Source organism: Alteromonas sp. LOR, from assembly GCF_000753865.1.
Lineage (GTDB): Bacteria > Pseudomonadota > Gammaproteobacteria > Enterobacterales > Alteromonadaceae > Alteromonas.
In genome coordinates this window covers 253,220-275,143 of record NZ_JQFW01000015.1, presented here as the reverse complement: position 1 = coordinate 275,143, position 21,924 = coordinate 253,220, and the positions used below count along the sequence as shown (strand labels likewise).

General features: G+C 45.2%; 17 protein-coding genes and 1 riboswitch. Of the genes, 9 read left to right on the top strand and 8 right to left on the bottom strand.

Annotated features, from left to right (window positions below; genetic code table 11):
- Positions 1-61: 61 nt before the first annotated feature.
- Positions 62-350, bottom strand: a riboswitch (cobalamin riboswitch).
- A 161-nt stretch (positions 351-511) separates the two neighbouring features.
- Both JV36_RS0106545 and ccoG read right to left on the bottom strand, forming a co-directional pair.
- Positions 512-1,498, bottom strand: a complete 987-nt coding sequence (locus JV36_RS0106545; RefSeq protein ID WP_032095705.1) for a serine/threonine protein kinase — start codon at positions 1,496-1,498, stop codon at positions 512-514.
- Positions 1,495-2,925 carry a cytochrome c oxidase accessory protein CcoG gene (gene ccoG, locus JV36_RS0106540; protein WP_032095706.1) on the bottom strand — a complete coding sequence of 477 codons (1,431 nt, stop codon included), beginning with the start codon at positions 2,923-2,925 and terminating at the stop codon, positions 1,495-1,497. The genes JV36_RS0106545 and ccoG overlap by 4 nt, the downstream gene beginning before the upstream one ends.
- A 431-nt stretch (positions 2,926-3,356) precedes the next feature.
- On the opposite strand from ccoG, the gene JV36_RS0106535 reads away from it, so the two are divergent.
- Both JV36_RS0106535 and JV36_RS0106530 read left to right on the top strand, forming a co-directional pair.
- Positions 3,357-3,722 (top strand): hypothetical protein, encoded by a 366-nt coding sequence (locus tag JV36_RS0106535; protein ID WP_032095707.1) that lies wholly within the window; start codon positions 3,357-3,359, stop codon positions 3,720-3,722.
- A gap of 53 nt (positions 3,723-3,775) precedes the next feature.
- The gene (locus JV36_RS0106530; protein ID WP_032095708.1) at positions 3,776-4,324 is read left to right on the top strand and encodes a DUF3016 domain-containing protein; all 549 of its coding nucleotides are present in this window, start codon (positions 3,776-3,778) and stop codon (positions 4,322-4,324) included.
- A 262-nt stretch (positions 4,325-4,586) separates the two neighbouring features.
- Here JV36_RS0106530 and JV36_RS0106525 read toward each other — a convergent pair whose 3' ends face one another.
- The gene (locus tag JV36_RS0106525; protein WP_032095709.1) at positions 4,587-6,347 is read right to left on the bottom strand and encodes an acyl-CoA dehydrogenase family protein; all 1,761 of its coding nucleotides are present in this window, start codon (positions 6,345-6,347) and stop codon (positions 4,587-4,589) included.
- Between the two features lie 262 nt (positions 6,348-6,609).
- On the opposite strand from JV36_RS0106525, the gene JV36_RS0106520 reads away from it, so the two are divergent.
- Both JV36_RS0106520 and JV36_RS19080 read left to right on the top strand, forming a co-directional pair.
- Complete coding sequence (locus JV36_RS0106520) at positions 6,610-7,419, top strand: SDR family NAD(P)-dependent oxidoreductase (RefSeq protein WP_081926550.1); 810 nt, start codon at positions 6,610-6,612, stop codon at positions 7,417-7,419.
- 18 nt (positions 7,420-7,437) lie between these two features.
- Positions 7,438-8,490, top strand: coding sequence for an amidohydrolase family protein (locus tag JV36_RS19080; RefSeq protein WP_034331477.1), 1,053 nt, complete (start codon positions 7,438-7,440; stop codon positions 8,488-8,490).
- A gap of 109 nt (positions 8,491-8,599) precedes the next feature.
- Here the strand turns inward: JV36_RS19080 and JV36_RS0106505 are convergent, their stop codons facing one another.
- The 3 genes from JV36_RS0106505 to JV36_RS0106495 all read right to left on the bottom strand — a co-directional run bounded on the left by JV36_RS0106505 (position 8,600) and on the right by JV36_RS0106495 (position 11,334).
- Complete coding sequence (locus tag JV36_RS0106505) at positions 8,600-9,784, bottom strand: mandelate racemase/muconate lactonizing enzyme family protein (RefSeq protein ID WP_032095710.1); 1,185 nt, start codon at positions 9,782-9,784, stop codon at positions 8,600-8,602.
- A 90-nt stretch (positions 9,785-9,874) separates the two neighbouring features.
- Positions 9,875-10,642, bottom strand: coding sequence for a class II aldolase/adducin family protein (locus tag JV36_RS0106500; protein WP_032095711.1), 768 nt, complete (start codon positions 10,640-10,642; stop codon positions 9,875-9,877).
- A gap of 155 nt (positions 10,643-10,797) precedes the next feature.
- The gene (locus JV36_RS0106495) at positions 10,798-11,334 is read right to left on the bottom strand and encodes an NUDIX hydrolase (protein WP_032095712.1); all 537 of its coding nucleotides are present in this window, start codon (positions 11,332-11,334) and stop codon (positions 10,798-10,800) included.
- Between the two features lie 174 nt (positions 11,335-11,508).
- On the opposite strand from JV36_RS0106495, the gene JV36_RS0106490 reads away from it, so the two are divergent.
- From JV36_RS0106490 to JV36_RS0106470, 5 genes are all read left to right on the top strand, one after another.
- The gene (locus JV36_RS0106490) at positions 11,509-12,558 is read left to right on the top strand and encodes an efflux RND transporter periplasmic adaptor subunit (RefSeq protein WP_032095713.1); all 1,050 of its coding nucleotides are present in this window, start codon (positions 11,509-11,511) and stop codon (positions 12,556-12,558) included.
- Between the two features lie 14 nt (positions 12,559-12,572).
- Complete coding sequence (locus JV36_RS0106485; protein WP_032095714.1) at positions 12,573-15,680, top strand: efflux RND transporter permease subunit; 3,108 nt, start codon at positions 12,573-12,575, stop codon at positions 15,678-15,680.
- A 503-nt stretch (positions 15,681-16,183) separates the two neighbouring features.
- Complete coding sequence (locus JV36_RS0106480; protein WP_032095715.1) at positions 16,184-16,588, top strand: phosphate ABC transporter substrate-binding protein; 405 nt, start codon at positions 16,184-16,186, stop codon at positions 16,586-16,588.
- Positions 16,589-16,622: 34 nt separating this feature from the next.
- Positions 16,623-17,804: a hypothetical protein gene (locus JV36_RS0106475; protein ID WP_032095716.1), complete on the top strand. Its 1,182-nt coding sequence runs from the start codon at positions 16,623-16,625 to the stop codon at positions 17,802-17,804.
- A 164-nt stretch (positions 17,805-17,968) separates the two neighbouring features.
- Positions 17,969-19,588: a methyl-accepting chemotaxis protein gene (locus tag JV36_RS0106470; RefSeq protein WP_032095717.1), complete on the top strand. Its 1,620-nt coding sequence runs from the start codon at positions 17,969-17,971 to the stop codon at positions 19,586-19,588.
- A 272-nt stretch (positions 19,589-19,860) separates the two neighbouring features.
- Here the strand turns inward: JV36_RS0106470 and rpoD are convergent, their stop codons facing one another.
- Positions 19,861-21,693 (bottom strand): RNA polymerase sigma factor RpoD, encoded by a 1,833-nt coding sequence (gene rpoD, locus JV36_RS0106465; protein WP_032095718.1) that lies wholly within the window; start codon positions 21,691-21,693, stop codon positions 19,861-19,863.
- Between the two features lie 24 nt (positions 21,694-21,717).
- Positions 21,718-21,888, bottom strand: coding sequence for a hypothetical protein (locus JV36_RS19690; RefSeq protein ID WP_160173352.1), 171 nt, complete (start codon positions 21,886-21,888; stop codon positions 21,718-21,720).
- Between the last annotated feature and the right edge of the window lie 36 nt (positions 21,889-21,924).

Sequence of the window (21,924 nt, the reverse complement as noted above, 5' to 3'; positions counted from 1 at the left end):
TCTTATGCGCTCCGCCCGAGCACATGATTAAGCGAAAGCACCGTACACTCATTGATAGTGCACGGGCCGTGAAGCACAGGCCGGTATCCGGGCTTTCTCGTCATCTGCTCATTGTTTTTAAGCGTATAGCTATGAGACTGACACTCTTTTGCCTTCCCATCGAAAAAGTCAACGATCACATTGGCTTAGCGACAGTGGCGTGTAAAAAAGAAGTACTGATGTAGCACTGATATAGCACTTATATAGCACTTATGTAGTACTGAGATTACCGTTGCGGGGGCAGCATCAGCATTTAACTGATTTCCCGTTTAACACAATTATCGGCATTGCCCTTTATTGCCCTCTATTTTTTAGCTTGGTCTCGCCTTTTTATTGGCTAAAGTGGGCTATTATGAGCTAGCAAGGCCGATTCATGTGCACCTACGCGGGGGCGAGTATATAGGCTTTAACGGCGACTTACGACAGCCGCAGTAGTATTGATGCATGTAGCTAGTGGAATAATGTGGCGAAACTACATGCCTAATTTTAGCGCCGGCTCTTGCAATGCAGACATTTGTTCTTTGAGCGCTAAAATTTGTCCTTCCCAGTATTTATCCTCTGCAAACCAAGGAAATGCACGAGGGAACGCAGGGTCTGACCAACGACGAGAAAGCCACGCCATATAATGTACCATTCGCATGGCTCTTAAGGGTTCTATTAACGAAAGCTCCGCTTTATTAAATGGCTGAAACTCCTCGTAGGCTTCTACTAATGTGTCTAGCTGAAGTAATTGCTGCTGCCTGTCTCCGCTTAACATCATCCACAAGTCTTGAATGGCGGGCCCCATTCTGCAATCGTCTAAGTCAACAAAGGTAGGCCCATCGCGCCATAAGATATTGCCAGGGTGGCAGTCGCCATGCAGCCGAATAGGGGAAGACACGTTTTTGTACGCTTTTTGTGTAGCTTCAATCACTGGGTTGAGAATAGCGAAAAATGCCGTTTTAAGGCCTTCAGGCAATAGCTCACTTTGCTCTAAAACCCGTTGAGGTTCTAATAAGTAGCTTTCAACATCAATTGCAGGGCGAGAAGAAAATGCAGAGGCTTGAGCCGTAAGATGAATGCGCCCGATAAACCGTCCCATCCATTCTAACTGGTCTAAATTGTCGTTTTCAAATTGACGACCTCCCACCGAGGGGAACAGTGCAAAACGGTAGTCCGTACTTCCAACGCTATGATGGTGCAGCGTCTTTGTATTAACGGCCATGGGAGCGACGATGGGAATTTCGTTGTCGGCTAATTCCTTAGCAAAGTTGTGCTCTTCTTGGATTTGTTCGTCAGACCAACGGCCGGGTCGATAGAATTTAACTACATAACGTTTGCCGTCTTCGGCAATAAATTGATAAACCCTGTTTTCGTAGCTATTAAGCGCTAATAGACCGCTTTGAAGAAAAATGCCCTGGGTTTCCAGGGCATCTAGTATCGTATCTGGGCTTAAGCCCGAGAAAGAAAAATCTGTCATCGATAAAGAAACTTAGTTGGCTCATCAATGGTTACAATATCACCGTCTACGGTGGTGGTAACACTAATGAATATGTCAGTGACCGTATCTTCCAGATTATAGGCGTCGGTTGCAACCGATATCGGCGTTGAATACACCGCGCCACCTTCAACGAAAAATTCCTGCTTTCCAATATATTCATAATCAGGAAGGCCTTTTATTTCTATGGTGTAGGATTGACGCTTCTGTGTCTTGTTCAATACCTTGATGGTATACACATTTTCAATCAGTCCTTCGTTAGTCTCGCGATACAGAGAGTTCCTATCGCGAATAATATCGACTTCTGTAGGGCTGCGAGTGTAGATATTGGCGAACAACAGGCCAATCATGATCACAAGTACCACAAAGTAGCCGATGAGCTTAGGTCGTATAATATGGGTTTTACCGCCAGCCAACTCTTCTTCAGAAGTAAAGCTAATGAGTCCTTTGGGGTAATTCATTTTGTCCATGACACCGTTACACGCGTCAACGCACGCACCACAGTTGATGCATTCGTACTGCAATCCATTTCGAATATCGATGCCGGTAGGACAGACCTGTACACACAAGTTACAGTCGATACAATCGCCTAACCCTTTTTCTTTCACCTCTTCGTGACTAAGCTTGCGTGGGCGCGGGCCTCGTTTTTCGCCGCGGTTGGCGTCATAAGATACGGTAAAGGTATCTTTATCGAACATTGCAGATTGAAAGCGAGCGTAAGGGCATATGTGAGTACACATAATTTCTCTCATGTAACCTGCGTTGCCGTAGGTACACACGGCAAAGAAAATAACAAAAAAGCCAGCCCAGAAGCTTACGTTGAAAGTAAAAAAGTCGACAAATAACGCGCCAATGGGCGTGAAATACCCAACAAAAGTAAGCGCCGTTAACAGAGCAACACCCACCCATGCGGTGTGTTTAGCCGTTTTACGCATAAATTTATCGGCATCCATTGGACGCTCGTCTAACTTAATTCGCTTATTGCGGGGCCCTTCACATTTCTCTTCAAACCACGTGTAAATATATACCCAGGTGGTTTGTGGGCACATAAAACCGCACCACACTCGACCTGCAAAAGTGGTAACAAAGAAGAGGGCGAAAGCCGACACAATAAATATGTAGGCTAATAGCGTAAGGTCTTGAGGCCAAAGTGTTAGCGAAAATATCGTAAAGCGCTGCTCACCAATATCGAGTAAGACGGCCTGCTGGCCGTTAAATTGAAGCCAAGGAATGATGGCGAACAAGCCAAGAAAAATAAGCCCAAAAAATCGGCGGAACGATTCCAGCGGCCCTTTTACGGCTCGTACATAAATGCGACTGCGGGAGTCGTGGCGTTTACCTTGACCGTCTCCCTTTGGTTTGTGCACTTTTACCGGTGTGACATTTTTGACCGGTATTTGTTCGTTCATAAATAAACCTTAGCTAACATCCTTAAATGGCGCGTGGAGTATACCAGCAACAGGATTGTCATGATTAATGTAGATCAAGAATGTTCATTATGATCGTACTTTTTAAACTTTCAGTCAATACTGAAAGTTCAGAAAGTAAGTTTTCATATAGGTGAATAATCTACAAAGTGTAAACCATATCCAATAATAAAAAGCGCATTCGCATACTGACGTATTATTAATTGTGTACTAGAAAGTAATCACAATAGTGTAATATCAGCGTATATGCTTTACTACGACTCAAGTATCTAGAATTGATTTTAGTAACACGTTAAACACCATAGCGCGCAAAGTAGCGTTAGTTTGAACGCATTTACAAGAGGTGTCATTCACATGTCAGCGTTAATCAAAGCTATTAAAAGCCGCCATTAAGATAGGTTATGTAATACGTTATGCTACGGTTTTTTATCATTACTGCTGAAATTATTGTGCTTGTGTTAATCTTGCGCTCTCCCTTTGTTCAATACTTGTTTGAAGGCATTCAAAACTCTGTATCCGATTGGTTCATCTCACTTTCTACGCTGCCAGAGCAGCGCGCGCTAGAAAGTTTACGTAGTGATATCACGACACAGCTAAAACCATTAAAGCCCTACCAACAAAACTATGTTGAAAAAATCACCGTATCTACAGATAGTGTTAAGCGGTTTTATGCGAATTATTGTGAAAAGGACGATATAAACCCCAACTTTTCGGGAACCAAACGCGCTCAACTTTGCCATACTATTACGCAGTCTTCTCTAATGCGAAAGCCAGATTAATATCTAGAAACGCCGAAAACGTTTGCGAGAAGACCGAACCGAGGAGAGTAAACGTGAAAAAGTTGTCTACCATAGCAGCCTCTTTATGTACGGTGTTGTTAAGCACTGCCGTCGTATTGCCATCTCATGCTGGCGAACTAAAAGTAACGTGGAAAGAGCCAAAGTCTTTTACCGATGTGCGCCCTTCAAATGAGTCTCGAGCTCGTTTTCGTGAACGCACCCTTAAGGCGTTAGAAGCCCATTTAGTTGAGTTAGCCGCATCTTTGCCGAAATCTCACACGCTATCGATGGTTGTTACCAATATCGATTTAGCCGGCCAAGTGTGGCCCAGTCAATTTATTGGTTTTGGCAACAACATGGGCGCAGACGTGCGTGTAATACAGCGTGTTGATATACCAAGAATGACGTTCAGTTATTCGTTAACCGATAGCAGTGGCGAAGTACTGAAAAGTGAAGATGACTTCAAGCTTAAAGACATGGGCTTTATGGATACCAATATCCGAAACATGAGAAATGAAAACCTCTTTTATGAAAAGGCCATGTTAGATGATTGGTTTGACGATACGTTCTCAGACACTGAAAGCCTAAAGAACGAAGGCTAATAAGATTTAAAAGTACATGGAAAACTGCAAAAAAAGGTCGGCTTGAGTGCATAGCGTTAACTATGCAATTCTAGCCGACCTTTTTGTTTTTGTTGCCAGTACCTTTGAACAAGTACTTTTAGAAAGTACCTTTTAACAAGTCCTTTTCGCGTATATTTTTAGCGAGCACCTTGTCACAGCTTTTTCGAAGCCAATGGCCTGTGGTAGGTACATTTCACCTACCACCTTTCACCTACCACTTAACAGGCAATAGCCAGTAGCATTACAAGTAGTCGAACTCGTCGCCGCTAATCGCTAGTGTACTATCTGGCCCTGCTTTATACGCTACTTTGTGTGCGTCGCGGCGAGGTAAAATACGCTGCATGTAAAAGTCTCGGGTTTTCACTTTAGAAGCTGCTAATACCGCATTATCTGAGCGCTGCGCCTTATCAGCCATGCTGTACCACAATACGCCAATTAGCGAGTATGCGCTGTAATTTAGGAAGTCGCATGCCGCTGATGCAGCTGTGGTTGGGTCCATGCCTAAACAGTCGGCAGAAGAAGCGCGCCAGTCATCTAATAGACCTTGTGCTAGTGCTTTGTTCTCACCATCTTCAATGTCGTTAACCAGTTCACTAAATGCAGTATAGGTCGACTCCATCATTTTTCCGCCATCTCGGGTGAGCTTGCGGCCAATTAAGTCGAGGGCTTGAATACCGTTGGTTCCTTCATACAGCATGGCAATTCGCACATCGCGCACCAGCTGCTCCATTCCCCATTCGCGGATGAAGCCGTGACCACCGTATACCTGTACACCAATGTTAGTGGTTTCAAGACCCATGTCAGTCATAAAGGCTTTGCAGATAGGTGTTAAGTACTGAAGCACATTCTCTGCGTTTTGTTTTGCTTCGCCTTCTGTGTGCTTTTCGATATCCATAAATTTGGCGTAGAAAAGCGAAAGAGCGCGACAACCTTCGATTAACGATTTTTGCGTTAGCAGCATTCTTGCTACGTCGGGCTGAAATACGATTGGGTCGGCTTTACCTTCAGGGTTTTGAATGCCCTGGGGTGCGCGAGATTGAACTCGGTCGCGAGCATAAGTAAGGGCACCTTGATAAGACGCTTCAGCAGCACCTAAGCCCTGCAAACCTACTTGGAAGCGAGCATCGTTCATCATGGTGAACATGCAAGCTAACCCTTGGTTTTCCTCACCCACTAACCAGCCGGTTGCACCGTCGAAGTTCATTACACAGGTAGGGCTGGCTTTAATACCCATCTTGTGTTCAATACTGCCCACTGACAGGCTGTTTGCTTCGCGCGGCTCATTGCTCGCGTCAGGTAGAAATTTGGGTACTAAGAACAAGCTGATACCTTTAACGCCTTTTGGCGCATCAGGTAGGCGAGCCAGCACTAGATGGATAACGTTAGAACTCCAGTCGTGATCTCCACCAGTAATAAATATCTTGTTACCTGTTACTTTAAAGCTGCCGTCGTCTTGAGGCTGCGCTTTAGTGCTTAGCAAGCTTAAGTCTGTTCCAGCGTGAGGCTCGGTAAGGTTCATGGTGCCTGTCCATTCTCCGCTGATAAGCTTCGCAAGATACGTATCTTTAAGCGCTTTACTTGCATGCTTAGTGACCGCAAGTGTCGCACTCTCGGTGAGCATAGTCGTTAAGCGCCAGCTTAAATTAGCAGCATTCAACATTTCGTGAACCGGTACCGCCATGGTGTAAGGTAAATCTTGACCATCGTACTCAGCAGAGCCAAGCATGGCATTCCAGCCGTTGGCAACGTACTCTTGATAGGCGTCGGCAAAACCTTTTGGTGTAGTAACCTGACCATTTTCAAGCTTACAGCCTTCTTCGTCGCCCTCTCGGTTTAATGGAGCAACAACATCTAGTGCAAATTTAGCACCTTGAGAAATAATTTCATTCGCTAGGTCGCTGTCAAAATCACTGATACCGAGCTTTTCATAATGGGCATCAAGTCCAAGCCATTCTTTTAAAAGAAACTGAAAATCAGCGGTAGGGGCATGGTGTAGAGGCATGGATGACTCCTTTTTCAAACAAGTGTTTTAATTTCTCTATTATAGCCATAAAACAAGTGGTCAGAGTAGTCCGTTAACTGAAAGTTAATAATTAATTACCTGTACCCCGTTTCTTAAACAGGACTCGGGTTAAATATTACTTATGGCCTTTTGGCTTTTCCTTGCATTTATCCTACTCGCTGGCATGCTTACGCCACAGAAGCTAGCGCAATCATAAAGAAAGCACAGAGAAAACAGAAATAGACTAGGGGTAACGTGAGCTATGACCAATACCACAACGAATACCGAAATTGATACTGACGCTAGTGTTAATACTGACGTTAAGCTTAATAATAGCCCAGTATGCGTGGTAACGGGTGGCAGTTTAGGAATTGGCCTTGCCGTGTGTAAAACATTTGCTGAAAACGGCTATCGCGTGGTGAATTTAGACATTAGGCACTTTGACGTCGCCCCTCTACATTGTGAGTGGATAAAGTGCGATGTAAGCAACGTGAGCGAGGTAGAAAAAGCACTGGCGTCTGTGGCACAAGACTATAAACGTATTGATGCGTTGGTGTGCAATGCGGGCAAACACGTATCAGCCACTATCGAAGATACTGACGAGGCGTTACTCGACAGTATAATAAGCCTAAATATTAAAGGGGCTTACGCCGCAATAAAAAATACGTTACCCATTATGAAAGCACAACAATCAGGTGCGATAGTGGTGATGGGCTCTGATCAATCCTATGTGGGTAAACAAAACTCCTTCGCCTATGGGCTAACAAAATCTGCATTGGCCTCCATAGCTAAAAGTACCGCCCTTGATTATGCCTCTTTTAATATAAGGGCGAATGCGGTGTGCCCTGGCACTATTGAAACCCCATTGTTTCACAACGCCATTGACAACTATGTCGCGCGTTCTGGGGCAAATAAAAATGACGTTATAGCAGAAGAAGCGGCAGCCCAGCCCATTGGCAGGCTAGGTCAACCTCAAGACGTCGCCGAACTCACCTATTTCCTTTGTAGCGATAAAGCGTCTTTTATCACTGGAAGTCTTCATGCTGTGGATGGTGGGTACACGGCGCAATAACGATGTGGAAGAAAGCCTATGAACTGGATTGACCCTCATATACACTTTTTTGCCCTTCAGCACGGTCATTACGACTGGCTAAAGCCTAATAATCGGCCCTATTGGCGGGACAAGTCTGTCATCGCACACAGCGTATATGAAAGGGATTTGTTTAAAGGAAATCACGCAGCGTTGAGCGGGTTTGTGCATATTGAGGCAGGTTTTGATAACGGGCAACCGTGGCGAGAGGTAGCGTTTTTAGAGCAGCACTGCACAAAACCGTTTCGCAGTGTTGCTAATATCGACTTGCAGTCGTCTACTTCCTTATCAGACATTGATAGATTAAAACGTTTTCGCTCTGTAGTTGGGCTTCGTCATATTCTCGATGATGATGCAGCAACCCTATTGCGAAGCCCTAAGGTGCTGCATAGCCTGAAACACATGGCTGCCAATAACCTATCTTTTGATGCGCAATTCGATATTACCGATACGGCAAGCGTAAGGGCGTTATTAAATGTGGTTGAGCGTATTCCAGAGCTGGCGGTAATAGTTAATCATGTCGGGGCAGCGCCTTTTTTAGCTGATGTTTTACCAGCAGAGACTCTGACTGCTGAGGGCTCCTTATCCGCTAAAGGCTCCTTACCCGCTGAAGGCTATTTACCCGCTAAAGGCTATTTACCCGCTAAAGGCTCCTTACCCGCTGAAGGCTCTAGCAATCACACAAATTCAAGCCGGCACTTTTATTCCAGCCTTGCTTACACAAAATGGCAGCGTAATTTACGTGCACTGGCGCAATGCGGCAATATGGCATTTAAATTTTCAGGTATGGAGATGCAGGACAGACAATGGACGTGGCCCTCTGTTGAGCGATTGCTTAATACCGCTCTTGATATACTTCCTATAGATAACGTTATGCTGGCGAGCAATTTTCCCTTGTGTACCTGGCGAATGCCTTACGCTCAACTACTAAAAGGGTATGACGACATGCTCAATCGTATGCAGTCTCAAACAGCCTCTACGGCTTTTTGTCTCAGCAAGGATGATGCAGAGAAGCTGCGTTATAAAAATGCATACAAGTGGTATCAGTTTTAGAGGTACAAGTTATTGGAGTACAAGCTGATGGGGAAAACCCTAATAAAAAAGCACCGCAAAAAAGTAGAATCGTTTACTTGTTTGCGGTGCCCTAGTCTTATATCACTCGCTATTTCAGTTCAGTTACCGTCATGTGGGGAGAGCGATACACAATGTCGTCATTTAAGTCGATACCAATTCCCGGCGTGTCCGGTGCCTCAATAAAGCCATTCACTGGCTGAGGGTCTTGAATACACAATTCTCTATTCCACGCTTTAGTGGCATAGGTATGATGCTCGTGGATCAGGAAGTTTGGTATGGCTGTTTCAAGGTGCAGGCTTGCTGCCGTTGCCACAGGGCCACCACATACATGTGCCTGAATACGCACATCGTAAATATCCGCGTAATCGCACACCTTTTTCGCTTCGGTAAAGCCACCGCAAAGACCCACATCAGGCTGTAGTACGTCGATGGATTGATCTTCAAGGTAAGGCCGTACGTCCCAGCGATGGTATAAACGTTCGCCACCTGCAATAGGCACCTTCACGTTTTTCGCTACTTTGTCATGTAGCTTAGAGTTCAAGTAGTTCACTGGTTCTTCGTAATATAAACAACCAATGTCTTCTACAATGCTGCCTAACTGAATAGCGGTAGAGGCACCTAGCAAGCTGTGGCATTCGAAAATGATATCACCGTCTTCACCCATAACGTCACGCATTGCTTGTAAACGTGCGCGAAACAGTTTGAGCTCCGGCTTAGTAAACAATTTGGTTCTGTCAAAATGGGTGTTGCCGTCTTTGTCGTAAACGATTGGGTCAACTTTAACCGCGTCGTAGCCATCTTTTAACGCTTTTTCAGTAGCGCGAGCGTAGTCGGCAGGGTCGTTGAGTTTGGTGATTTCCGTATCCCAGTCAAACTGAAGCTGGCTGGCGTAACTGCGAAGTTTACCGTTAGTTTTACCACCAAGAAGTTCGTAAACCGGCAAGCCGAGGGCTTTGCCTTTAATATCCCAAAGCGCGGTGTCGATAGCACTCATTGCAGAATAGAAAACCGGGCCTCCACCTAGTCCCCAGAAGCCTTCGCGCAGCATGCGAGACCATAAAAGTTCGGTATTAAAGGGGTTAAAGCCAATCAGTAAGGCTTCGGCAATCTCTTTTACCATATTAGCGGCGGCGCTATGGCCCCAGTCGTAGGCAAGACCCGCCTCGCCCACGCCGGTAATACCTTCATCGGTATACACTCTGACAAACACAGGGTTCCACTGAGGGCGCTTCGGGCATTCGATGTCGAATATTTCTACTTTGGTCACTTTCATAATGTAGGTTCAGTTCCGTTATTTATTTCAATCTTTACCGTTTCATTGTAAACATCAGCAGGTGGCTGTGATCACAAGTACGTAGTCATGTTATTCACAAAATCCTGGGTCTAATTTGTACGCCTTGCGCAACATAGCAGGCCATGCTTTTTGCCCGCCGGTTGCACCGCTATGCACAACCTTGGCCTGCTCATAGATACCGTCAATAATAGGTTGGGGGATCTCAATGATCTCTTCATTAGACTGCATTAATGCAAGTTGTATCTCACATGCCCGCTGAAGGTCGTAAAAGCGCATAAACGCATCACCCACCGTAGGGCCTAATGTAAGGCCGCCATGGTTGGGCAACAGCATGTGATTAGTATCACCCAAATCGTCTTGGAGTCGTTTTCGCTCAGCGTCGTCAACGGCAAGTCCTTCATACTTGTGGTATGACAAAGAGGGCAGTGAAAACATTGAGTACTGGCTCCATGGTTTTAGACCGCCTTTTACCGATGCCACTGAGATAGTGGCCAGCGTGTGAAGGTGAATGACGCATTCTGCATCATGACGTACTTCGTGAATTGCACTGTGAATAGTAAAGCCAGCTGGGTTTATGCCGTAGGGCGTATCATCAAGAATATTGCCGTCTAGGTCTACTTTCACTAGATTTGACGCGGTCACTTCGTCAAACGTTAACCCGAAGGCATTAACAAGGTAATGCTCGGTTCCCGGCACCTTAGCTGATATATGCGTGTATATGAGGTCGCCCCAGCGCATATCCGCGACAAGGCGGTAGCACGCTGCCAAATCAACACGGGCTTGCCACTCTTGTTCTGATACGGTGCCTTTAAGGCTCTTTGTCGGCAATGAAAACACGCTTTACTCCTTAATATTGAAAAATCGGGGCGGTCTGTCTCTTCTGTTCTTTCTATTCTATTTTTTTATATAGCGCGATGAGACACGTCTCGCCACTTTGACCGCTTATTACAATGTATCAAAAGTGAGATTTAAATCTCACTCTGGTATGGCTATTAGTTAGTGTCAAACGCTATAAACCCATCGCGAAGCGAAATAAGGTCATCGGCATAGCGCAGCGACTTATGATTAAGTAAAAACGGGTCCACCTTTTCAATTGCAATCACTTCAAGCGCTGCCCATGAAGGCGGACTAAAATGTTCAGGCAGTAAGTCGATACCTGCGTCTAAGTCGCAGGCAAATAGGGCTAGTCCATTGGATGTTTTACCTAATTGCTTTCGAACCAGTACATTAAAGCCGGTTTCTTCCCATGTTTCTCGATGTGCAGCGCAAGATAGTGATTCACCCTCATTCACGCCTCCGCCGGGAAAATCGAGTTTTCCGCTTAATCGATGGCGAATAAGCACCGCCTTATCTTGGGTTTTGATAAGGCACGCAGCAGCTTGGGTGTCGTTATTGTTTTGGCGTTGATCGACAGCTTGCGATTCAAGTAACGCAGATTGTCGGCACAGGGGGTCACTTGGTGAGTGTTGAGAACAGCCCAAAAGCGTTAAAACTGCCAAAATAGGTGATAAGCGAAAAAAGAAAGTCATTGAAAAAGGTAGAATACTCTTAACAAAATAAAATCAATAAATAATAGTGCTGTACACAATAAACGTAGTAAACGGAATACCCGTAGATGTCTTTGCTCTTTGTGCACCGCTTTTATAAATAGTTGCCTGATGACTACTCTATCACGGGTTGTTATTTTACCTATAGGAAAGGTTATGTCTTCACGTTTTTCTTTATCACCACTGTTAATTGGCGTTGCATTGTTGGCAGGTATTGTCGTGTATTTGAATTTGCCAGAGGACAATGTCGAGCAGCAAGGTGGTCAGCGTGCTACTCCCGTCAAAACCGCCTTTGCCAGTATTGAAGCGCTGCCTATCACAATAGAGTCCCTTGGAACCGCGGTGGCCAATGAATCGGTAAATATTACGGCGCAAGTGACAGAAACCATTGCGAGCATCAATTTTGAAGACGGCGATAAGGTAAAAGAAGGTGAGCTGTTAGTTCAGTTAAATAACTCTGAAGAGCGTGCTCGCGTTGAAGAATTAAAAGCAAATATTGACGAAGCTAAACGTCAATTCACCCGTATTTCAGACTTGCGCCAAACAAACGCCACATCAGAGCAATTACTCGACGAGCAAAACGCTCGGGTGAAAGCGTTAGAAGCGCAGTTAGATATTGCCAAAGCGCAGCTTAACGACCTACAGGTTCGCGCGCCGTTTACTGGTTTGTTGGGCAATAGAATGATCAGTAAAGGTTCGCTTGTTCAGCCTGGAAATACTATTACCACACTTGATGATATTAGCGTGGTGAAAGTCGATTTTAGTGTGGCGGAGACTCACCTTGCCAGCGTTGCTACAGGACAGCGACTTACCGCCTCTTCCATTGCCTACCCTGGGGTAGAGTTTGAGGGAGTGATTAGCAATGTGGATACTCGCCTTGACCCTGTTATTCGCGCTATCAACGTTCGCGCAACCATAAAAAACAAAGACAATCGCTTGCGTCCCGGCATGCTGCTTACCGTTACGGTTGAAAAGCGTGTACTCAATACACTTGTCCTTCCTGAAAAAGCCCTTGTGCCAGTACAAGACAAGCAATTCGTTTACGTAGTAAGAGATGATGTAGCACACCAAACCGAAGTAAGCATTGGGGAGAGAAGACCTGGTGTAGTGCAAATCATAGAAGGTATTAGTGAGGGCGACGAAGTGATTACTGAAGGTACATTGCGGGTGCGTGATGAATCTCCCGTTAATGTTCTGAATCGATAAGGGAGCGCAGCGCTATGTTATTGTCTGACGTTTCTGTTAAACGCCCGGTATTTGCTACCGTTATCAACCTGCTACTGGTTATTTTCGGTGTGGTTGCTATTTCCATGCTGTCGCTACGTGAATACCCTGATATCGACCCGCCTATTGTATCGGTGAATACCACTTATGCTGGTGCCTCGGCCAACATTGTTGAAACCCGTATAACCCAACTGTTAGAAGACAGAATTTCCGGCATCGAAGGCATTAAGAACGTGACGTCAACGTCTCGAAACGGCAGGTCTGACATTACTATTGAGTTTAAACTCACTCGGGACATTGATGCCGCTGCCAACGATGTGCGAGAGCGGGTCAGTCGAGCATTAAATAATTTGCCAGATCAAGCCGATCCTCCTGAAGTATCGAAAGCCAACTCCGATGAAAGTGCAGTGGTGTGGTACAACTTACGAAGCACTAACCTTAATACGATGGAGCTCACCGACTATGCAGAGCGCTTCCTCGTCGACCGACTTTCTATTGTCGATGGTGTTGCAAGAGTTCAGATAGGCGGCGGACGTCGCTACGCCATGAAGGTATTCTTAGACAGAACGGCAATGTCTGCAAGAGGCATTACCGTAGCCGATGTAGAACAAGTCATTCGAGCAGAAAATGTTGAGTTACCGGCGGGTGAAGTAGAATCTGTAGATAGAGACTTCGAAGTACGAGTCGCGCGCACATTCCTGACACCCGAAGATTTTGCGGCATTAACCGTAGCAGTGGGCGAAAACGGGTATTTAGTGCGGTTAGGCGAAATTGCCAACGTAGAATTAACCGCAGAAGACGATGAAACTGAGTTTCGTGGCGACGGGGTTAATATGATTGGGCTTGGTATTATCAAGCAGTCCAAGTCTAACACGCTAGAAGTGGCGAGAGCCGCAAAAGCACAAATAGCGAAAATAGAGGCCTCACTGCCAGATAACATTTTTATCGTGCCTAGCTACGATTCTTCCGTGTTCATTGAAGCCTCTATTGATGAAGTGTACGAAACCCTTGGCATTGCTATGCTTATGGTTGTTATCGTGATTTATCTTTTCCTTGGTAATATTCGCGCAACCTTAATTCCCGCGGTTACCGTACCAGTCTCGCTTATAGCCGCTTTTGTGGTGATGTACGCACTCGGGTTTTCAATCAACCTACTTACCTTGTTAGCAATGGTGTTAGCGATAGGTTTAGTGGTTGATGATGCCATTGTTGTACTTGAGAATATTTATCGCAGAATTGAAATGGGTGAACCGCCCATTTTGGCCTCTTATCGAGGCGCAAAAGAAGTTGGGTTTGCAGTCATTGCGACCACACTCGTGCTTATTTCAGTATTTGTTCCGCTGGTATTCTTAGAAGGGAATATTGGCCGCTTGTTTACTGAGTTTGCATTGGCTATCGCCGCTGCCGTAGCGTTCTCTAGCTTTACCGCTCTTACGCTAACGCCAATGATGGCCTCTAAAATCCTGAAAAAGCGAGAGCGCGCCTCTGGCTTTGGAAGCTGGATGGACTCGCGCTTTTCCGCGCTTGAAAATCGTTATTTTTCGAGTTTAGGCAAAACCCTGCATCAGCCCATTCTCATGGTGTTGCTGCTGGTATTTGCCGTTATCGCTATTATTCAATTTTCAGAAAAAGTGCCCAGCGAGTTTGTGCCCAAAGAAGACAGGGGTAATTTCTTTATTCTGATGAATGCGCAGGAAGGCGCGAGCTTTGAAAGTAACGCCAACAACCTCAAACAGATTGAAGACATTCTTATGCCCTACCGCGAGAATGGGAAGATCAATCGGCTATTGGTGAGAACGCCTGGGTTTGGTGGCAACGCAGGAATTGCGATTGTGGGTTCGGCTGATTGGGATGTAAGAGATTTCAGTACTTTTGAGCTTATGGATGAGCTAAGCGAAAAGCTCACCGCAGTGCCTGATGTAAGAGCGTTTTCCATTATGCGAAGCGGTGTGTCTGGTGGCGGGTTTGGGCGTCCTGTACAGTTTGTGTTAAAAGGCGACACCTATGAAAACCTGGTTGCCTGGCGGGATACCGTGCTTGAAAAAGCCGCTGAAAACTCGGGGCTTATCCGATTAGATTCAGATTATAAAGAAACCTCACCTCAGCTTTTAGTGAATATTAACCGCGACAGGGCGGCCGATTTAGGTGTGTCCATAAGTGATATTGGTGGAACGCTAGAGGTAATGCTTGGACAGCGCAGAGTATCGACTTTCCTTGATAGGGGAGAGGAGTACGATGTTATTTTAGAGGGTATCGAAGATGACTTTAGAAGCCCAAATAATATTGAAAACCTGTATGTTCGCTCAGCGAGAACCGGTGAGCTCATTCCCATGGATAATCTGCTTACCTTTGAAGAGCAAGCTACGTCTTCACGACTAAATCGCTACAATAGAATGCGGGCAGTGACAATTTCAGCAAACCTAGCCGAGGGCTATACCCTTGGCCAAGCGCTGACATATCTCGAAGAGATTGTTCGTACTGAGCTGCCTGACAACGTATCTATAGACTACAAAGGTGAGTCACAGCTGTACCAAGAGGCTGGCAGCTCGTTTATCTATGTGTTTATGCTTGCGCTGGCAATTACCTATCTTATTCTAGCGGCACAGTTTGAAAGCTGGGTACATCCGCTCGTTATCATGCTAACGGTACCTTTAGCACTTGTTGGTGCCTATATTGGTCTATTTTTCTCAGGGATGACGATAAACATCTACAGCCAAATTGGACTGGTCATGCTAATAGGTCTCGCGGCGAAAAACGGTATTCTCATTGTGGAGTTCGCCAATCAGCTTCGAGACAGTGGTATGGAGTTTGAAGAGGCGTTAAAGCGTGCAGCCACACAAAGATTACGCCCCATTGTGATGACTGGTTTTACAACCGTATTCAGTGCATTGCCCTTGGTGCTAGCGACAGGTCCTGGCGCCGAAAGTCGTATGGTGATTGGCATGGTGATATTCTCAGGCGTGTTGGTATCGGCCTTTATGACGCTGTATGTCGTGCCGACGGCGTACAGCTGGTTAGCAAGAAATACAGACTCACCCCTTAAACGAACGCAGGAAATTGAAAAGCTCGATAGCGATATTCCTTATAAAAAAGGCGACGTTTAACTGAGTTAATGTTAGTGCGAGTTGGTCCAACTAGGGCTGCTCGCCCTATGCCCACCGAATCAAGACTTCTAGGTTCACTTTGTTAAGTATGTTATTTAATACGTTGATATTGGTTTTGATGCGCTTAGCTTTTGTCCGTAATTCGTTAAGTTATTGTTTTTATTTTTAATTTTTTAAACTTTCTTAGTATGTGTTCAATTTGTTAATACTGATCGTACCACCATCGTCGCTTCTTAGTCCTTAGTCTAGTTGTCAAATAATCCCTTCCCTATACACTGCGCGCCATCACAGCTTGTTGTGCCTAAGTTACTAATTTTTAGTTATTAAAACTTAACGACTTAATTGGCGTTAATGGCATTTGTGACCAATACTTAAGCGGTTGTCGAATTGTGACTGGATGAACCAGTTTTCCACACTACGTTTGAGGTGAGTGACAAACTAAACACAGGCTGATTTCGACAAATACGGTGAACGACACCGTGAATTAGTTAAGAGGATATCTTATGAAAAAATGGATTCTTGCAGCAGCATTATGTTGCAACATGGCATTTGCTGATGTAGCGGTTGTTGTGCACCCAAGTAATAGTGATTCGCTTGATAAAGCAACCATCACGCGTCTGTTTCTCAATAAAGCTAAGGCGTTTCCTAGCGGTACTCAGGCCGAACCTGTAGCACTTGAAGAAGGTCAGGCTGTAACCGACGAATTTAACGGTAAAGTTCTTAACAAAACAGCGTCTCAATTAACGGCCTTCTGGTCGAAGCTTGTCTTTACGGGTAAAGGTCAGCCGCCAAAATCATTAGGCTCTGACGCAGAAGTGATTGCTGAAGTTGCATCAAACCCCGGCGCCATAGGCTTTGTAGACGCAGGTGCTGTGAACGATAGCGTCCGCGTAGTAGCAACGTTTTAATTTTACCGTATTAGACTGAATTAAAGGAACAAGCATGAAAAAGAAACTTGCTATCTTATCAATGGCTAGCCTTGTGGCTGCACCCGCTATCGCCGAAGTTCAAATTAATGGTTTCGCCAACCTTATTGGCGGAATGACACTTGACGACAACGAATCTGTTTACGACTACGACAGCGATTTTAGCTTCGACCCAGCCAGTGTATTTGGTTTACAAGTTCGCGGTGAAATCAGTGACAAGTTGTCTGCTACCGCGCAGGTTGTAGGTCGTGGTAGAGACGATTACGACGCCGACTTCGAATGGGCGTATATGACATATAACGTGTCTAATACTACAAGCATTAGTGCGGGCCGCATTCGGATGCCGTTATTCAAATACTCTGCATCGTTAGATGTTGGTTATTCTTATCACTGGTTAACGCCACCTGACTCGGTATACGGCATCGACTTTAACAACATTGATGGTGTAAGAGTTGATTACTCTAACTACTCTGGTGATTGGGAATATGGCGCACAGTTCACTACAGGCCGTGCTCAAGCTGACACTACCATTTCTGGAACACCTGCGGCACTTACCTTAGATAATGTTTTAGCGGTATCGTTTGAAGTAACAAGAGATTGGTTTAGTGCACGTACGTTGCTAGCACGCGGTAAAACGAGTGCAGAAAACCCAGAGTTTGATGCGTTTGTAGACGGCGCTGGTCAGTTTGGTGCAGTGGTTCCTGGTGCATCGGCATTAGCGTCTGGTTTGCGCGTAGAAGAAGACACCGGAACCTTCTTTGAAGTAGCCGTTGGTGTAGATAAGTACGATTGGTTTGTGGGTGCAGAATACACTCAAACAGAAGTAGATGGTTCTGTTATTGCTGACAACAAAGCATGGTATGTGACTGCCGGTTTACGTTTTGGGAAATTTACCCCGCATATTACTTATGAAGTTGAAGAGGCAGACAATGGCGCGCAGCTTGGTTTAGTTGCAGCACTTCCTCCAACAATCGCGACTGGCGATGCGGTAACAGATGCAACTTGGTCTGGCATTTATCAAGCAGCTAGCGGTATTGCTGCACAGCAGAACCTTGACGTGTCTGCGGTAACTGCTGGCCTTCGTTATGATGTTGAGCCTGGCTTGGCGCTAAAGGCTGATGTCACTTGGTATAGCGATGACCTTAACGACTTAAACGACGCAACGTTGCTAAAAGTCGGCGTGAACTACACGTTCTAAAACGCTAATGAAGCTCGGCGCGAATACTAGATAAGTACCTAGAGCGCCGAGCGTCAACTATTTATTAAAGTTTTCGTTAATCTTGTAGATATATTACAGTAGTAGTGTCTTGTCAGGTATTCCTGAGCAGTAGTTGGACGATAATAAAAATAGTGAGATAGCAGATGAGTTTTCTTAAAAAAATGCCAATAGCGACTAAAATCTTCCTGATCCCAGGAATTGCTGTTTTAAGTTTCGTTATTTACCTCCTAATCACTGTCTATACTGCGTTAAACAATGGCGCTATTTTAGAAAAAGTCCAAACAGTGCAGTTTCCAGCACTGCAACTATCAGCCTCTACACTCGTGGAAATGCAAAAGGTACGAGATACCTTGTCTAGCGCCGTGACTACAGGCGATCAAGATACCCTCGTTGCTGCGCAAGAATTGGCAAAAGAAGCTAAAGGCGGAATGAATCAAATTGCGGGTATTAGCCCTGACTTTCGCTCTGACATGGCTAAAATTTCCTCCGGTTTTGACGACTATTTTAAAGTCGCTTTTAATGTGTCTCAGTCAATGGTTGACGGCACAGCTGACTTTAGTCGATTAGGCGAGCTATCTAGCAAAATGAATTCGTCTTATGACGGTGTAATTGTGGCAATGACTCGTTTTCGAGACGACCAGCAAGATGCCTTTGAAAAAGCGTTTGAAAATACTGACTCGGCCAATACGTCACTTATCAGTACCGGCGTTGTGTTAGCGATAGTGGTTTCCATATTATTATTTGCCACCGCTATCCCTATTGTTCGCGGTATAAAGCAAAGTATCGACGATGTAGTTCGCTCATTAAAAGATATTGCACAGGAAAATGGCGATTTAACGGTTCGCATTGAAACGAACAGCGAAGACGAAATTGGTGAGCTTGTTCACTGGTTCAATCAATTTATGGACAAACTTCAGGGCGTGGTGAAAGACGTTGTTGAGGCAAGCCTCCCACTGTCAAACTTAGCCCAAAACTTGCGCGGCGTAACGGAAGAAACGCAGCGCACTATCGATGTACAACAGCGTTCAGCAACTAATGCAAAACAAGCAGTTGATACAATGAGCGGCTCGGTTGACGGTGTAGCGCAAAGTGCTGCACAAGCAGCAAGTGATGCTAACGAAGCCACCAGCGCTGCAAGCGAAGGCCGTCAAATTGTTCAGCAAACCGTGACGAGTATTCAACAACTTGCGGACAATGTTCGTGAAACTGCTGATGTCATAGGTCGCCTAGAGTCTGATTCAAATAAAGTGGGCTCTGTATTAGACGTAATTAAAGGAATAGCGGAGCAAACAAACTTGCTGGCACTTAACGCAGCGATTGAGGCCGCCCGTGCGGGTGAGCAAGGTCGTGGTTTTGCGGTGGTTGCCGATGAAGTGAGAACGTTGGCGTCGCGCACTCAGCAATCAACAGAAGAGATTCAAAACACCATTGAACAGCTTCAAAGTGCGGCTCAATCAGCGGTACAGGTTATGGCTAAGGGCACTGAACAAGCTTCTAATAGTGTAGAAACGGCAAACAAAGCCGGTAGTAGTCTCGAAACAATTACGAGCACCATCGGCCGTATAAACAACATGAACGAGCAAATCGCCCACAACACTGAAGATCAGCGTACTGTTGCTATTGATATTGTCCGCCACGTAGATGAGATTCATCAGCGCACGGAACAAACGGCAACACGCTCTGGAGAGCTGGGAAGCATGTGTAATGAGCTGGCTAACTTAGCGCAGCACTTAGAGTCTATAGCTAAACAGTTCCGCGTATAGCGACACGGTTAAATTCATCCATACTAAAAAGCCTCCTTGCGGAGGCTTTTTTTACTCTTAATGCTCAGTTATATAAGCCAGAACCATTTAGATAAAGTGGCCAGCTGTTCATAGCAAAAAATCATAGCGAAAAAAATCCCCGGCTCTCGCCAGGGATTTTGTTTTTTATTTAGCTTGTTTAGCACTTATTAGATTGATGTAGTCTTTAATTTCAAACTCGCCTCAAACTAATGCCTAGCTATAGCTTCGCCTAGGAAGCTACCGCTAGAATGCTATTCGTCTAAAAAGCTGCGAAGCTGCTCAGAGCGGCTAGGGTGGCGAAGTTTACGCAACGCTTTAGCCTCAATCTGACGAATACGCTCACGAGTAACGTCAAACTGCTTGCCTACTTCTTCTAGTGTATGGTCAGTATTCATATCAATACCAAAACGCATACGTAGAACCTTAGCTTCACGGGCTGTAAGACCAGCAAGTACTTCCTGCGTAGCACCTTTCAAGCTTCCGCCCGTCGCCGAGTCTAAAGGCTGCACAATGGTGCTGTCTTCAATAAAGTCGCCAAGATGTGAATCTTCATCATCACCAATTGGCGTCTCCATAGAGATCGGCTCTTTTGCAATCTTAAGCACTTTACGGATTTTATCTTCCGGCATTAACATGCGTTCAGATAATTCCTCTGGCGTTGGCTCTCTGCCCATCTCTTGAAGCATTTGGCGAGAGATACGGTTTAGCTTGTTGATAGTTTCAATCATGTGCACAGGAATACGGATTGTTCTGGCTTGGTCGGCGATTGAACGCGTAATAGCCTGGCGAATCCACCACGTTGCATACGTTGAAAACTTGTAACCACGACGGTATTCAAATTTATCAACTGCCTTCATAAGACCAATGTTACCTTCTTGAATAAGGTCGAGGAACTGAAGTCCGCGGTTGGTATACTTTTTAGCAATTGAGATAACAAGACGAAGGTTAGCTTCAACCATCTCTTTTTTCGCACGGCGGGCTTTCGCTTCACCGATAGACATACGACGATTGATGTCTTTTATGTCTGCGATAACCAAGCCAGTTTCTTGCTCAACTTGATTCATCTTGCTAATACAGCGCTCTACTTCTTCTTGATGTACAGCAAGTTCGTCGGCATAAGGAGCGCCAGATTTCACTGCAGCAAAAAGCCACGCTGTTGATGTTTCATTTCCTGCGAACGCTTTAATGAAGTCTTTCTTTGGCATTTTTGCGTTAACTACGCAAAACTTCATGACAAGACGTTCCTGAATACGAACTTTGTCCATCATATGGCGCATGTTTTTCACCATGCGATCGAACTGCTTAGGAACAAGTCTGAATTCTTTAAAAATGTCGCTTAATGCGTTGATCTGCTTGCGTGCTTCTGCATGCGAACGACCTTTCTTCTCAATAACATCACGAGTTTTGATGTATTGAGTACGAAGTTCGTCGAAACGCGCTCTCGCAAGTTCAGGGTCTACGCCAGTGTCTTCTTCTTCCTCGTCATCGTCATCGCTGTCATCGTCTTCATCTTTTAACTCTTCTTCTGAAAGGTCAGAACCGATGTGCGTTGCCGTTGGAGCAAGATCTTGATCGTCATCAGGGTCAACAAAGCCAGAAATAATATCGCTTAGGCGAATTTCTTCTGCTTCATATAAGTCCCATTGATCAAGCAAATAAGTAATTGCTTCTGGGTATTCTGCTACAGAACACTGAACTTGGTTTATGCCATCTTCAATACGCTTGGCTATTTCAATCTCGCCTTCGCGTGTTAAAAGTTCTACGGTTCCCATTTCACGCATATACATGCGGACAGGGTCTGTAGTACGGCCAATTTCACTTTCTACAGTTGCAAGTGCTTGCGCTGCAGCCTCTGCTGCATCTTCGTCTGCATTTGCTTCTTGCATGAGAAGTTCATCTGCATCAGGTGCTGATTCAGAAACTTGAATTCCCATGTCGTTGATCATGCGGATAATGTCTTCTATTTGATCAGAATCGACAATATCTTGCGGCAGGTGGTCGTTAACTTCTGCAAAGGTTAAGTAACCTTGCTCTTTACCTTTTGCAATCAGGAGCTTAATCTGAGACTGCTTGCTTTGCGCCATATAACCTACACTTCTCACATTCAATTAGTTTGCAATAGACAAGACACCATACGCTGGCGTATGTTCCATCTTATCTGCTGGAGTACTGATGTTCGTATCAATGCCGTTTGTGCCCAATGCGACGCTTATGTGTGCGATGCGCATCCGCCCGAGTTTGGTTTTGCCCGTGTTATCGGCTATATATTGTTTACTCACATTGCTGTTTTTTCGTTCACATAGCAGCCAAGCATT

What these genes read in the sequence shown, in the direction of transcription:
- JV36_RS0106545 (WP_032095705.1), bottom strand. Translation starts at nt 1,498, where the DNA reads ATGACAGATTTTTCTTTCTCGGGCTTAAGCCCAGATACGATACTAGAT.
- ccoG (WP_032095706.1), bottom strand. Translation starts at nt 2,925, where the DNA reads ATGAACGAACAAATACCGGTCAAAAATGTCACACCGGTAAAAGTGCAC.
- JV36_RS0106535 (WP_032095707.1), top strand. Translation starts at nt 3,357, where the DNA reads ATGCTACGGTTTTTTATCATTACTGCTGAAATTATTGTGCTTGTGTTA.
- JV36_RS0106525 (WP_032095709.1), bottom strand. Translation starts at nt 6,347, where the DNA reads ATGCCTCTACACCATGCCCCTACCGCTGATTTTCAGTTTCTTTTAAAA.
- JV36_RS0106520 (WP_081926550.1), top strand. Translation starts at nt 6,610, where the DNA reads ATGACCAATACCACAACGAATACCGAAATTGATACTGACGCTAGTGTT.
- JV36_RS19080 (WP_034331477.1), top strand. Translation starts at nt 7,438, where the DNA reads ATGAACTGGATTGACCCTCATATACACTTTTTTGCCCTTCAGCACGGT.
- JV36_RS0106505 (WP_032095710.1), bottom strand. Translation starts at nt 9,784, where the DNA reads ATGAAAGTGACCAAAGTAGAAATATTCGACATCGAATGCCCGAAGCGC.
- JV36_RS0106495 (WP_032095712.1), bottom strand. Translation starts at nt 11,334, where the DNA reads ATGACTTTCTTTTTTCGCTTATCACCTATTTTGGCAGTTTTAACGCTT.
- JV36_RS0106490 (WP_032095713.1), top strand. Translation starts at nt 11,509, where the DNA reads ATGTCTTCACGTTTTTCTTTATCACCACTGTTAATTGGCGTTGCATTG.
- JV36_RS0106485 (WP_032095714.1), top strand. Translation starts at nt 12,573, where the DNA reads ATGTTATTGTCTGACGTTTCTGTTAAACGCCCGGTATTTGCTACCGTT.
- JV36_RS0106480 (WP_032095715.1), top strand. Translation starts at nt 16,184, where the DNA reads ATGAAAAAATGGATTCTTGCAGCAGCATTATGTTGCAACATGGCATTT.
- JV36_RS0106475 (WP_032095716.1), top strand. Translation starts at nt 16,623, where the DNA reads ATGAAAAAGAAACTTGCTATCTTATCAATGGCTAGCCTTGTGGCTGCA.
- JV36_RS0106470 (WP_032095717.1), top strand. Translation starts at nt 17,969, where the DNA reads ATGAGTTTTCTTAAAAAAATGCCAATAGCGACTAAAATCTTCCTGATC.
- rpoD (WP_032095718.1), bottom strand. Translation starts at nt 21,693, where the DNA reads ATGGCGCAAAGCAAGCAGTCTCAGATTAAGCTCCTGATTGCAAAAGGT.